Below are 13,455 nucleotides of genomic sequence, written 5' to 3' on the forward strand. Positions count from 1 at the left end.
CTTGCAGAGTGAAGCAAACTTAGTCTAAGAGCGCGTCAAGGCTGTTTGTTTCGATTGAATGCGGCAAGATAAAAGTCAATCCTTCCTCAATGGCATACTGTTGTGCTTTTTTGACAGCAACGGAGAAATCAGGGGTGCTTTCTTGTGTTTTAACCCCTCCGCGAGGCGATAATTTCACAGGAACATAGCCTCTGGGAAGCTTACAGACTGTCATGACGAAGGTTGTTGTTACATAATGGAGATTGTTTGATGTGGCAAATGCTTTTGCTGCCAATTCAGCGGCTTTTTCAGTTGAGCAAACTTTTTCCACGTTTACGTTTGAGTATAAATGGATTTGTTCTCTTGAGATTTGTGGGAATGAATGTTTAACGACAAACCATTCAGAGGGCGTATTTTCATCGATTGTGATAAAAGAAATGGTCATGATTACTCAATAATTATAAAAAGTTACGTCGGTTTATTCTTGCTCTTTGTCTTCATTCAGTGTGATGAGTTCTACCCAAAGCTGATGTCTCCATTCTTCCAAAATTTGGTCGGCCAAGGTTAGCTGAACTTTGTAAGTTAAGATGCCTTTTTTTTCTGAATAATCGGCATTCAATAATGCGTAAACATATGTTCCCGTATTTCTTCGAACGGGCACAATCTCTGTCTTCGTGGTGTGATTGTGAAAATGCAGCTGGATGTTCAAAGCCAGATCTTCAGTGCATTTTATGGAAGGTGGTAATTGCCAACTTACCAGCAAACGTTGGCCTATGGGAGGATTCCATAACAAGGGATCGGGTGTTCTGACATGATAGCTCGCCAAGTTTTCATGACTGAGATATTCGGTTTGGACGGTCAGAATTTGTCGCATGCAACCCGAAAGAAGCAGGCAAAGGCATACGCATAAAAAGGGGACGTTTTTTTTCGACATGAGAAACCATTAAAGTGTTTGGAAAGACAAATGGGCTTCATTGCAAGCGTTTGCATTCAATTGCTCGCGGCCCCACCTGGCAAGATCTTCAGTGGATGCCCAACCTAAGCAAGGATCGGTAATCGACACGCCATGCTGAAGAGGTAAGTTTTCAATGGCTTGATTACCTTCAGATAAATGGCTCTCCAAAATTAAGCCACGAATGTATGTATTTCCCTGAATGATTTGCTCGATGACAGATTGAAAAACATCCATTTGTTTGAGATGTTGTCGAGAGGCATTGCCATGCGCACAATCAATGAGCAAACGGGGGGGGAGTTCCAATTTTTCTAAAATTTTCAAAGCCGTATCAATGGATTCGAAGTCGTAATTAGAATGTCTTTCTCCTCCTCTAAGAACAATATGAGCATGTGAATTACCTGTGGATGTTAAAATCGCATTTTGTCCTTCATCATTGATCCCAATCCAATAGTGGGCATTAGATGCAACGGCGGCACCTGAAGCTGCAATTTCGATATTCCCATCGACGCTATTTTTGAAGGCAATAGGCATAGGAAGACTTGATGCCAATTGACGGTGAATGGGGGAAGCGGAGGTTCTGGCTCCAATACAACCCCAAGAAATCAGATCTTCAAAATAAGGTGCGCACGCAGGATTTAAAAACTCGGTCGCAACAGGCATTTCCAGGTCAGCTAAATCTAATAATAGCTGTCGTGTGAGCGTAAATCCATTTTGAATGTCGTTAGAACCATCTAAATAAGGGTCATAAAGGAATCCTTTCCAACCATGTGCTGTTCGTGGCTTTTCAAAGTGCACACGCATCATAACAAAAAAAGTATCTGACAAGATTGTAGAGAGGTGGCGCAATTTAATGGCATATTCTTTTGCTGCTGTGATATCGTGGATTGAGCAGGGGCCTACAATGAACAAAAGCCTTGAATCGTGACCATCCAAGATATTTCGGATTTGCTGGCGGCTGGTTTCAATAAACGAGACGTTTGCAGACGAGGGAGAAATTTTATGGATGAGCTCTTGAGGTGTAGGTAGAGAGCTATGATGTTTTTTGGGAGAGGCTTCCAACGTCATGCAAATAAAATCCTTTAAAAAGTTGTGGTTGCTATTTTCTACGTTATCTTAACAAACTTGTAGATTTTAAGCATCGAAACCTAGAGATATGTATGGAAAATGCAAAAGAAATGGTTGAAGATTTCATTCGGAATTATAAAGAAATTTCCATTCAAAATAAACTCCCATCCTTAAATTTAGAGATGAAATCCTCCAAGGATGAATTTTATGACGCGGATTACTGCATGGGAACGTTTCAAATCCAAGCCTCTAATCCACTGGTTTCCGCTTACGCTATTCACAGCTTAAAAATTGCCGCTTTGAGTGGACACCATGCCGATTTTTTGGGGAAGATGTCGCCAAAATTTAACCTTCGTCCTTTATGGATTGAATGTGATCTTTCCATTCAAACAGAAAGTGACATGCATTGGGCAATTCCCAACTATTTAGGTGAAGTCGAACAGCAGATTATTTTTGCTAAACGAATGATCTCCCTCGGCTATAACGCGATTATTTTGGGGGCAAGAGATCACGTTTTACCTAAGCAAGCCAAGGAACTGTCTTTAGAAAAAATTTGTCGGACATTTCAACATTTTGGGATCAAAGTTATTTTAAAACCTATTTTTTCTGAAAAGATGGCTCATTTGAATGAACACATTTTTTTAGAAGAAATTAAAAAAATAGATTCTTTTGATTATCTGTTTATAGAAAGTGGCTCGGTTCTCTCGCATCTCTTGACGAGCGTAGATCAGAGAGAACTGACTTCCGCTGACCAAGCCCTATATGAGGTGAGATTCTTTGAAAAAATTTTAGGGAATCAATACGGCCTTATTTACTCTATTCTATCTCGAGATGGGGAAGCCGCCCTCGATCAAGCGATGTGGCTCCCTCATTTTTGTGACGATGTTGGTGCACATACGATCATCGCTTTCTCTGCAGTTTCTGATGATCCGATTAACGATCATGCTCCTCCCCATCCCATTTGGGATGTTTTAAGAGAGCTTCTTGATGTATCTGCAACGCCTCTAATGCCTATCTTAAATGTGGGAGGCATCCACCAAGGGGAAGGTCTCTGGCCATCTTTAGCGGTTGATTGCGTTGATCATTATTATAGTCGCTGCCAACGTCACCACTTTGCCGGCATTATTCATCTTGTTAATCATTTACCACATCCGGGCGCTGTCCTTGATTGCTCTCTTTGGGTTGCTTCTCAAGCTACTTGGAGTCATTTATCAGCCGTTCTTTTAGCTGAAACGTGGTTTGCTGCCTATTATCCTGAAATGAATTATCGAGGTTTGGCGGACATTTGGAAAAAAAATCGGGAAATAGCAATCGAGTTGAGCGCCATGCGCTCCTTGACAAATGAAAAAAATCGAGACAAAATATCTTCAGAAGAATGCAAAGCTCTCTCGGAAAGTCTGTTGGCTCGCCTCCATTATTTGCAGGAATTCTTGCGAAGGGATGGGGGAAGAAATCAAACGTTTAATGCGTATTGTACTTCTTTCATTCGCGATGCTAAACGTATCATCCATCATTTTCTACAATGTTTTAACGTTTCAATTGGTTATTCTCTCAAAGGGGAGGATTTCGCCCCTTCATTTTGGACGGCTGTTCAAGAAGGGGGAGGGCAGGGTCTTAGAGGAGGAGCCAAAATTTTATTTTTGGATAAACCCAATCAAGGGGAAGAAAATAATCAGATGAATCAAATTTATAAAGCTAATCGGTTATTTACCTGATTATAAATAAAAATCCTTGAAAGATATTATACATTTCTTATTGTTTTTTCGTTTTATTTTTTTGAAAAAATTAAATTAATTAGAAGCTAAGAATGCCAGTTAATTTCTAATGAATTTTTTTTCGGTGTATGATATAATTTTTAATTGCATTTTAAGTGTTTTTAAAATTCTTTTCGCAAAACGACTTTTGAGCTATGCTTTTCCTGGCTATCTAATCATGCTTTGCGATCGTGGCTATCGAAATATCAAGAATTGGATAGGTTTAACTTAGCCGGTAACATTGGAAACTAAGGAAATCATGGAACAAATCGAGGGTTTTTTAACTGAAATCAAAAATATGCTTTGGGGTGCTCCCTTACTCATGCTTTTATTTGGCACGGGTATTTACCTGACTATTCTTTTACGTGGAGTTCAATTTCGCTATTTCGGTTTTGCTTTAAAAGCCGTTTTTGCCGAACAAAAGCAAAATTCAAAAGGGGACATTAGCCATTTTGAAGCTTTAATGACCACTTTGGCGGGTGCTATAGGAACAGGGACGATAGCGGGTGTTGCCACGGGTATTTCTGTTGGAGGATTAGGATCCTTATTTTGGATGTGTTTGACGGCTGTTTTTGGTATGGCAACTAAATATGCAGAATCTCTCCTCGCCGTGAAATATCGAATACAGGATAAGCGAGGGGAAGTTGTTGGCGGGCCGATGGAATATATCGAGCAAGGTTTAGGCTGGAAATGGATGGCGATTCTTTTTGCTGCTTTTGGCGTGATTGCGGCTTTTGGTACGGGCAACCTAGTGCAAGTGAACTCGATTGCGGATGCTGTGCAAAATACCCTGCAATTCAATCCTTGGTGGACGGGAACTATCCTTGCTATCCTCGCGGGTTTAGTGTTGGTCGGCGGAGTTAAAGCCATTGGAAAGGTCGCTGGTATTCTCGTTCCTTTTATGGCCATTTTTTATTTGGGTGCAGGTTTGATTGTTTTAGCGGTGAATGCAGATGAAATTCCGCATGCTTTATTTTTGATTTTCCAAAGTGCATTTGACGGACAGGCCGCTCTTGGTGGTTTCGCAGGTTCCTCGATCATGATGGCTATTCAGACGGGTGCCGCTCGCAGCGTCTTTACGAATGAAGCAGGGCTGGGAATTTCTTCCATAGCTGCCGCTGCTGCACGCACAGATTTGCCTGGAAGACAAGCCATGATTAATATGACAGGCACGTTCTTTTCCACAATCCTTGTTTGCAGCATGACGGGATTAGTTTTAGCTATAACGGGTGTGTTGGGTCAAACAAATGTGGATGGGCAATTATTGAACGGTGCTTCCATGGCGATTGCCGCTTTTAACACATCTGTGCCCGGTGGAGGATATTTGGTCACGATTGGTTTAGTCTTATTTGCTTTTACGACACTTTTAGCTTGGGCCTATTATGGTGAAAAGTGTTTCGAGTATATTTTTGGTGAAAAATGCATCATTATGTACAGAGTTCTTTATATCGCAGCCATTATTCCAGGTGCTGCTTTAAAAATGGATATTGTCTGGAATTTAGCGGATATCGCCAATGCCTTGATGGCTTTTCCAAATTTGATTGCTTTGATTGCTCTTTCAGGTGTGATTTCTGGAGAGACGCGCCATTTTCTAAAGGAAATAGCGAATGAACGTAGACTTTCGGCAGGATCAACAACTTGACTCATTGAATAGGGCTTAATATGGATTTTTTAAGGTTTTTACACGCAGTTTATGAAATTGTCTGGGGATTCCCTTTATTGATGTTATTGATGGGAATCGGGATCTATTTAACGATTGTCCTAAAAGGGATGCAGTTTAGCTATCTAGGCTATGCACTTAAGCTAGGTCTAGGCTTAGATGAAGTGAAAGAAGGAAAAGGGGATATCACTCATTTTCAATCTCTCATGACAGCTTTGGCAGCGACGGTAGGAATTGGAAATATCGCAGGTGTTGCCACTGCTATTACCATCGGTGGCCTAGGTGCATTATTTTGGATGTGGGTAACAGCCCTGATTGGAATGATTACCAAATTTGCCGAAGCCTTACTCGCTTTGAAGTACCGCACAACGGATGAAAAAGGGGAAATGTGCGGTGGTCCCATGTACTTTATCGAAAAGGGACTCGGTTGGAAGTGGCTTTCTCTTGTTTTTGCTGGAAGTGGCGCGATAGCCGCTTTTGGTGGTGGAAATATGCTTCAAGCGAACTCTGTAGCGGATGTCATGTCGAGTGTTTTCCAATTAGATCCTCTTTTGACAGGGATTGTCATGGCCATTTTGATCGGATTGACGCTCCTGGGTGGCATTAAGAGTATAGGAAAAGTCGCCTCCCTATTGGTTCCTTTTATGGGAATTATTTACATCGGGGGTGGTTTACTTGTTTTAATAAAATGTTATGAGCAAATTCCAGCTGCGGCTTGGGGAATTTTCTCTCACGCATTCACAGGACAAGCGGCTGTTGGGGGATTTGCGGGCTCTACATTACTTCTTTCGATGCAAGTGGGAATTAGTCGAGGCTTGATGACGAGTGAAGCAGGTTTGGGGACGGCTTCGATTGCGGCGGCTGCTGCAAAAAGTGATGTTCCAGGCCGACAGGCAATGGTTTCGATGACAGGAAGCTTTTTAGCAACTGTTGTGATGTGTACAATCACAGGATTGATTTTGGGTGTCACCAATCTGCTTGGTGAAATCGGACCGGATGGTAAAATGCTAACTGGAGCGACCATGACAGTCACGGCTTTCCAATCCGTGTTTGGTTGGGGAGGTTATGTGGTTTCTCTCGGTCTTGTGCTGTTTGCTTTCACAACCCTTTTAGGGTGGTCATACTACGGTGAAAAATGTGTCGAATACATGTGGGGACGAAAAATTGTGCCGCTTTATCGCATTATTTTTAGCTTGATGATCATTCCAGGAGCTATCTTAGAACTAGAAACTGTTTGGTTAATCTCTGACATCTTTAATGGTCTTATGGCATTCCCTAACTTGATTGGCCTGTGCGCACTTTCTGGGGTTGTCATTGCAGAAACCAAAGTATTTCTTAAAGAACTTGAAGCGGAAAAAGCTCAAAAACTGGCGGCTTCCAAAGCCTAGTCTCTTATAAAAGATAAAGCCCCCAGTCGAATTAGCTTCGCTGGGGGCTTTTATTTTAGTCCAAACTTTTCAATTTCAGAGTAATTTCTTCGAGATCTTTTTCATTTTGTGAAAAAGCTTGCTTTTGCTTTTCGATTAATTGGGGAGGCGCTTTATTGATAAATTCGGGATTTGCCAAAACAACGCGTAATTTCTCAATAGATGCATTGAGCTTTTCTTGTTCTTTGAGCAAACGATCTTTTTCATTTTTCAATAGTTCAGCGGGGAGTGGGATGGCAATTTTGATCGACTCGATGAGTCCAAAAGAGGCAAATCCAAGCTGAGGTTCATTCTCGTGCATTTGAATGCTTCCGGTTTTGACCAGAGAAGAGATCATGCGTAAATTTTGTTCGATCATTTGGAAGGATTCTTGCTGAGGTGTCCCAATAATGTGCACATCTGTTGCAGCTCCTGGTGGAAGCTTCATTTCACCCCGAATATTTCGAATGGTATAAATCACTTTTTCCATAAAGCCAAACGCTTTTTCAATGTCTGAATCAATGCTGTTTTCACGTGGAACAGGGTAAGGGGATACAGTACAAGCTGTGCTTAAAAGTGCTTTAACCGCATCTTGTGTGTAAGGATCGGCATGCGGGTCTTCTGTAACCCCCGCTAATTGACTTTTAAGTGCATGGAAGAGCTCTTCCGTGATGAAAGGAGCCATTGGGTGCATGAGTCGAATCGCTTGGCAAAGGATTATCGCTAACAATTTTTGTTTGTTAGAGCGCTCGCCAGGTAGGCCAGATTTACCCATCAGCACAGGTTTGGCAATTTCTAGGTAATACGAGCAAAAATCTCTCCAAAAGAAATCGTATGCTTCTTGAGCAGCTTGATCGAACTGATAGGTTGTCAGTTTCTGCTCCACACTTTTAATTACACGGTTAAGCACAGACAGAATCCAGCGATCTTCCAGAGCTAACAAAGAAAAATTAACCCCTTGGCTAAATTCTTGGGCCGTTAGAGCTGGATTATGCTCATTGCCTTTCAAATTCATTAAGACAAAGCGCGCGCCATTCCAGATTTTGTTGGCAAAGTTCTTTAAATCTTCAAAACGGCGTCGATCAAGATCTATCTCACGAGCTTGTGTGGCGCTTACGCAGAGAGCCATTCGCATCGCATCTGTGCCATATTGCTCAATGATTTCCAGGGGATCAATAATGTTCCCTTTCGATTTGGACATTTTTTCCCATTTGTAATGTACATCAGAAGGAAGTGGTTTTCCGAGGTCATATTCCATACGCTCTTTTTCACTTAAATAAGTAATCCCTCCTCCCGGTGCATCTCTCCAATAGGATTTTCCATAAATTAAACCGTGTAGGAACGTTTCTGGAAAAGGAGGTTCGCCCATAGCATAATCTCCCATGAAAATCATACGTGCCACCCAGAAAAAGAGAATGTCGTGACCCGTAATTAACACGGAATTGGGATAAAACTTCTTCAATTCGGGTGTATTTTCAGGCCATCCTAAAGTCGCAAATGGCCAAAGGGAAGAGGAAAACCAGGTATCTAAGACATCGTCATCCTGGGTCCAGTCATCAGGATTGGCTTCCACTTCAGGCGGGACTCCTTCTCCGTCATAACAAATTCGTTTTTCAGGATCATTTTTATTTGTCCAAATAGGGATCCGGTGGCCCCACCATAGCTGACGACTAATGCACCAATCGCGCAAATTATCAATCCAATGAAAGTAAGTATTTTCCCAATTTTTTGGAATCAATGTGACTTGCTTGCTTTCGATAATGTGGCGCAGTTTTTTCCCAAACTCGCTCATGCGAACAAACCATTGTTTAGAGATATAAGGTTCGATCACAGCTTTTGAGCGATATGAAACGCCTACACGATTGACGTGTGGTTCAATTTTCTCGACTAATCCTAGCGCTTTTAATTCCTGCACAACAGCTTCACGAGCTTCTGCCATGCTAAGACCGGCAAATTTCCCCCCATTTTCATTGATTTTTCCGTCGGGGGTCATGATGTTGATAAAAGGAAGGTTGTGGGTAATCCCCATCTGGTAGTCGTTTGGATCATGTGCAGGAGTAATTTTAACCATACCCGTTCCAAATTCAGGATCGACATGATGATCAGCGATGATTGGAATTTCCCGGTTCATTAAAGGCAGTATCACTTTTTGCCCAATCAAATGTTGGTAGCGAGGATCTTTGGGGGAGACAGCAACCGCTGTATCACCAAGCATGGTTTCAGGGCGTGTTGTCGCAATGTGAATATAGCCGGATTGATCTTTCAAGGGGTATTTAAAATGCCACAAAAAGGATTGCTTTTCCTCATATTCTACTTCATCGTCAGCTAGAGCTGTTTGTGTGACAGGATCCCAATTGACCAGGTAGTCTCCCTGATAAATCAAATTGGCATCATAGAGCTTTTTGAACATCTTCTTAACAGCTGCATTGTTGCCCGCATCCATCGTAAATCTTAGGCGAGACCAGTCGCAGGAGCAGCCCAAAGACTTTAATTGATGAAGGATGACTTTTTCACTCTCATCTTTCCAATTTTGGACTCTTTGAAGAAAGTCTTCGCGTGAATAATCAACCCGTCTTTTGCCTTCCGTTTTCATCAGATTGCGTTCTACAACAGTTTGCGTGGCAATTCCGGCATGGTCTGTTCCTGGAATCCATAAGGTTTCAAATCCTTGCATCCGTTTCCAACGAATCAGGATATCTTGCAGCGTATTAACTAACGCATGCCCCATGTGGAGCACTCCTGTTACGTTTGGTGGAGGAATGACAATGCAATATCCAGGTTTTGGTGAAAGGGGGTTAGCTTTAAAAAATTGGTTTTTTTCCCAAAATTCTGCCCACTTGGATTCAACAAGCTTGGCCTCATATGCTTTTGGCAATTCGGGCTGATTTTTATCTTCTGCTATATTTGTCATATGTAATTCCCTTTGGATCAAATGTTACAAAGAATAACAGATAAAGTCCCTATCTCTCAAGAGCGGATGGGGAGATTTCGTATTATTCTTCATTTCCTCCCCCTTGAAAAAGTACATATTTGACAGATAGGTGATGTGGATCATAAATGGTGGTCGCTCCCGTGAGTTCATCCATTGTAATTTTAACGCCTTCATGGGTTTCTATGAGCTGTGTTGAAGGTTTTTTATTTAAGGAAGCCTTAAGAGGTGGAAAATCTTTCTCATAAAAAATATTGGTTGCAAAGTGGTACATCATTTCATCTTTCTTTTTAGTAAAATGACGATGGTATAATTCCCCATTCTCCCCAATACAAAATGTATAAATTCCTCTTTCTACATGCGCATCTACATGGATCTCTCCAGCAATACAAATCAATCGTTCTTTTTGCTCAGTTGTGGGGTTTACGTAAACCATTTCTTTTCCGTGCGTTGGAATATAATCTTCAACTTTTAAAGAAAAGGCATGGTACAGGATTTGCATAAATTGTTGGTGCTCAGAAAGATTCTTGTAGGAATCTTTTTCTAAGTGAATGGGAGAAGGTTTAAACCATTCCGCTACACGCCAAGCATACGTAAAATGAATAGGAGGTTTTTGAGGAGTTTCAATCGCTTTGTTTTCAACCTTGGGCTGAGAAATAATCGATGGCCGGGCTGCCTTCTTTTTAGTTCTTTTTTTGCTCGTATTCTGACTAGATTGCTTGGCTGGAGCGGAAGGTGCGAGTCTCGGTTTTTCCTCTTTTTTAGCGACTTTTTCTTTTGCAAAGAAGCATTCTTGATAGGATGAAAGATAGGTATTGAATTGAATTGAAATAGCGTCAAAAGAATGTCTTAAAAAAGTTGTTGTATAAACAAGTCGACCCCGACTTTTATCTCTTTTTTGAATAAGCTGCTGGTGTACCTTTTCAAAGAGTTTAGATCTTTCATTCTTTATGTCATTTTCTAGAGAGGATAGTAGGGATTCCGCTTCCTTTTCTTTATGGCTAGGAAAGCTTACGAACCAGGGGATTGAATCATCATCTTCGGTTGAATTGCATTTAGTTAAAAATGCGTTTGTGAAGAGAAGTGTTTTGCGGAAAGAAGTAAAAAGGGATAGTTTTTCCTTAATAGCGGATTGATTATTGATTAATCGATTTAAGGGGACTGTTAAATGATCAATCTCTTTCCATGACAGACAAGCTCGCTCTTTTATGGCTCTATATCGATGGCTCAAAAGAATTTTTTCAGCAACAGATCTTATTTCTTCATTTGTAGATTGAGCTGCTAACTTAAGGTAACGAAATTTTTCTCCTTTGAACGCATTCAGGTAATCTCCATTTGAATGGTTTCCAAAAAAGCGAAAATAAAAGGCCCATCCTTCAGAAGTTTGAAAATCAAAATTAACAAACATTAAGTCTGCTTTAGGAGGAGGGAGAGATTTCCATTGTCTACCTATGTCTTGCAAGTCGGTAAAATAACTTTTGAATATTTTATAAGCGTGAAGCTCTATGCAACAAGCAACAGCCCATGCATGTAATTCTTGAGGGGCTAATAGGGAAAGACTGCTTACTTGAAGTTTATATTTTTTAGGTGAACTGAGGTCTTCTGCTAGATCTACTTCATAAGAAGATGGAGGAGAGAGGACCTGCATCGCTAACTTGCCAAATTCTATGAGTTTATCTAGCTCAGATTCTCGATTTCGGCGGACCATCTCTTCCGTTTCATTTGGCTTATGTACATACAATAAAGACCCAAAGGGAAGTTGCATTTTAATATCCTTGAAAAAGTTTTAATTATTTAGCTTGTTTGGTATGAATGATTACGAAAATCCCCAGATTGGAAAAGAATATATTTAATAAACGGATAGCGGGGGTCTTCTATGCTGACAGCTTGTGTGATCTCGTCAACTTTAACCTTTGCTTTAGATGGTTTTATTTGCTGTGGAAAAAAAGTTTTCTTTTTTAGTGAAGCCTTAGGTGTAGGAAAATCTGTCTCATAGAAGATATTTTTTGCATAAGGAAGGAGGTCTATTTTTCGTGTAAAATAGCGATGATAGAGTTCTTCATCTTGCCCAACGCAAAAGGTATAAATGCCTCTTTCTCTTGTCTTTTTTAGTCCTTCCCTAAATCGAATTTCTCCCGCAATGCAAAAATGACGATCGTTGTGGTGTGTCGTGGGATTTTCATAGGTTCTTTCGCGTCCATGCGAAAAAATGTAATTCTCGACATCTTGAGCAAAAGCATGATAGATGATCTGCTTAAATTGTAAATCGGATGGCAAACTCGCATAACTCTCCTTTTGCAATTGCTTCGGATGCTTTTGAAACCAATCGGCAACCCGCCATGCGTAAGAGAAGTTGAATTTTGTTTGAGGTATTTGCGGAACTTGTATGGGCACTGCCGAGCTATCCGGAGAATAGGGATTGTTTTGTTCATCCTGTATCTTTTTAATATTTTGAGCTTTAAGCTCTCTGAGTTGTCTGGTTTTTAAGGGGTGCGGAGAAGGAGGTCGGTTAGCTTTTCTTTGCGGTTTTTTAGGAAATGTCCCCCTTTTTTTATCTTGCACGACCACATTTTTTTTCTCCGAAATTGTTTTAGGTAAACCGGATGAAAAATATTCTTTGTGTAATCTTTGATAATCTAAAATTTGAATGGGAACATTAGCGAAATTGTGTGTGAGAAACTTTTGATTAAACTCCAGTTTGTTTCCTTTTTCCTTGCTTCTCAGATTAAGTAAAGAGTTATAGATAGATTTAAATGCATGTGCTCGTCCTTTAACATCACTTTCGAGAGAGCATAGCATTTGCATAATATCGGCATATTGCTCATCTGAATAATTAAAGGTCCAGGGGGTATCAAATAATGTTTTTTCTATCTCTTTTTTGACTAAACTAATCGAAAAATTGAGAGATTTAATCAATGAGGGGAAATATGTGATGTGATGTTTTAAAAAAGAGTTTTGTTGCTGATTTATTTCGATGTTGAAGAGCATGATAAACTCGCAAAAAATAGAGGAAACTTTCTCGGCTCGTCTCTCTAATAATATTGTCGTATATTTTTTAAAAATCATTGCCGCAAGCCCTCGAATTTCTTCATGAGGAGATTCTAATGCTGCGTAGAGATGCTTTTTTCTATCACCTTCCATCATATCAATTTTTTCTTCGAGGACGGAATTCTCACCTAAAAAGCGAAAGTAAAAAGCGAGTCCTTTCGTCGTGGTGAGGGTAAAGGTTTCGCTTTCAATCCTGCTGGAAAATTTTTGCCATTCTTTAGTAATTTCTCTGAATTCTAAAAAGGTATCTTTAAAAATTTTGAGTGCATGTAATTCAACACAAAGCGATATCGCAATAGCCCGCAGCGTATTTTTATCTAATGATGAGCAATGACGTAATATTTTGAAAAATTCTTGGGCTTTTAATTCAGATGCCATTAAGTCTGTTGTAAAAGCGTTGGGGTGCTGAGAAAGAAAAGACTTAACCTCTTGATCGAGTCTTTTATCTTGCTCTTCCGTTTTCTCTTTTTTGATTTGAATATAACTTTGGACCTCCTCATCGCCCCCAATTATAGGCATTGTCATTCTACTTAAGTCTCTAAGTGGTGTAAAGGATGGTTGCATTTTTTTACTTAAATTTAAAAGATAACGAAGTGGGTAATTAAATTTTGGTAGGGAATTTTAAATTATATTTGATATTTAGTAAATAGTTATATACC

General features: G+C 40.3%; 9 protein-coding genes. 3 read left to right on the forward strand and 6 right to left on the reverse strand.

Translation table 11 applies throughout. From position 1 onward, the window contains the following. Window positions 1-19: 19 nt before the first annotated feature. From AOM43_RS06530 to AOM43_RS06540, 3 genes are read right to left on the reverse strand one after another with little or no spacing between them, the layout of a single operon-like run. A complete protein-coding gene (locus AOM43_RS06530; protein WP_059359528.1) occupies window positions 20-424 on the reverse strand; it encodes a hypothetical protein in 405 nt (134 codons plus the stop codon). Between the two features lie 33 nt (window positions 425-457). After that, the gene (locus tag AOM43_RS06535) at window positions 458-913 is read right to left on the reverse strand and encodes a hypothetical protein (protein WP_006342242.1); all 456 of its coding nucleotides are present in this window, start codon (window positions 911-913) and stop codon (window positions 458-460) included. Between the two features lie 9 nt (window positions 914-922). Next, the gene (locus tag AOM43_RS06540; RefSeq protein WP_006342241.1) at window positions 923-1,999 is read right to left on the reverse strand and encodes a 3-deoxy-7-phosphoheptulonate synthase; all 1,077 of its coding nucleotides are present in this window, start codon (window positions 1,997-1,999) and stop codon (window positions 923-925) included. A gap of 92 nt (window positions 2,000-2,091) precedes the next feature. On the opposite strand from AOM43_RS06540, the gene AOM43_RS06545 reads away from it, so the two are divergent. The 3 genes from AOM43_RS06545 to AOM43_RS06555 all read left to right on the forward strand — a co-directional run bounded on the left by AOM43_RS06545 (window position 2,092) and on the right by AOM43_RS06555 (window position 6,801). Next, window positions 2,092-3,714: a hypothetical protein gene (locus AOM43_RS06545; RefSeq protein ID WP_059359531.1), complete on the forward strand. Its 1,623-nt coding sequence runs from the start codon at window positions 2,092-2,094 to the stop codon at window positions 3,712-3,714. 298 nt (window positions 3,715-4,012) lie between these two features. Beyond that, window positions 4,013-5,395: an alanine/glycine:cation symporter family protein gene (locus tag AOM43_RS06550; RefSeq protein WP_059359533.1), complete on the forward strand. Its 1,383-nt coding sequence runs from the start codon at window positions 4,013-4,015 to the stop codon at window positions 5,393-5,395. A 20-nt stretch (window positions 5,396-5,415) separates the two neighbouring features. Continuing rightward, window positions 5,416-6,801: an alanine/glycine:cation symporter family protein gene (locus tag AOM43_RS06555; protein ID WP_059359535.1), complete on the forward strand. Its 1,386-nt coding sequence runs from the start codon at window positions 5,416-5,418 to the stop codon at window positions 6,799-6,801. Between the two features lie 55 nt (window positions 6,802-6,856). On the opposite strand, the gene AOM43_RS06560 is transcribed toward AOM43_RS06555, so the two are convergent. From AOM43_RS06560 to AOM43_RS06570, 3 genes are all read right to left on the reverse strand, one after another. Continuing rightward, complete coding sequence (locus AOM43_RS06560; protein WP_059359537.1) at window positions 6,857-9,730, reverse strand: valine--tRNA ligase; 2,874 nt, start codon at window positions 9,728-9,730, stop codon at window positions 6,857-6,859. Between the two features lie 82 nt (window positions 9,731-9,812). Beyond that, window positions 9,813-11,513, reverse strand: a complete 1,701-nt coding sequence (locus tag AOM43_RS06565; protein WP_059359539.1) for a hypothetical protein — start codon at window positions 11,511-11,513, stop codon at window positions 9,813-9,815. 29 nt (window positions 11,514-11,542) lie between these two features. After that, the gene (locus AOM43_RS06570) at window positions 11,543-13,315 is read right to left on the reverse strand and encodes a hypothetical protein (RefSeq protein WP_226987432.1); all 1,773 of its coding nucleotides are present in this window, start codon (window positions 13,313-13,315) and stop codon (window positions 11,543-11,545) included. Window positions 13,316-13,455 lie beyond the last annotated feature (140 nt).

It is taken from the genome of Parachlamydia acanthamoebae, assembly GCF_000875975.1.
Classification (GTDB): Bacteria; Chlamydiota; Chlamydiia; order Chlamydiales; family Parachlamydiaceae; genus Parachlamydia; species Parachlamydia acanthamoebae.

Bases quoted from the DNA above. Each gene is read 5' to 3' on its own strand.
- AOM43_RS06570 (WP_226987432.1), bottom strand. From the start codon at position 13,315: ATGCCTATAATTGGGGGCGATGAGGAGGTCCAAAGTTATATTCAAATC.
- AOM43_RS06545 (WP_059359531.1), top strand. From the start codon at position 2,092: ATGGAAAATGCAAAAGAAATGGTTGAAGATTTCATTCGGAATTATAAA.
- AOM43_RS06555 (WP_059359535.1), top strand. From the start codon at position 5,416: ATGGATTTTTTAAGGTTTTTACACGCAGTTTATGAAATTGTCTGGGGA.
- AOM43_RS06530 (WP_059359528.1), bottom strand. From the start codon at position 424: ATGACCATTTCTTTTATCACAATCGATGAAAATACGCCCTCTGAATGG.
- AOM43_RS06550 (WP_059359533.1), top strand. From the start codon at position 4,013: ATGGAACAAATCGAGGGTTTTTTAACTGAAATCAAAAATATGCTTTGG.
- AOM43_RS06560 (WP_059359537.1), bottom strand. From the start codon at position 9,730: ATGACAAATATAGCAGAAGATAAAAATCAGCCCGAATTGCCAAAAGCA.
- AOM43_RS06565 (WP_059359539.1), bottom strand. From the start codon at position 11,513: ATGCAACTTCCCTTTGGGTCTTTATTGTATGTACATAAGCCAAATGAA.
- AOM43_RS06540 (WP_006342241.1), bottom strand. From the start codon at position 1,999: ATGACGTTGGAAGCCTCTCCCAAAAAACATCATAGCTCTCTACCTACA.
- AOM43_RS06535 (WP_006342242.1), bottom strand. From the start codon at position 913: ATGTCGAAAAAAAACGTCCCCTTTTTATGCGTATGCCTTTGCCTGCTT.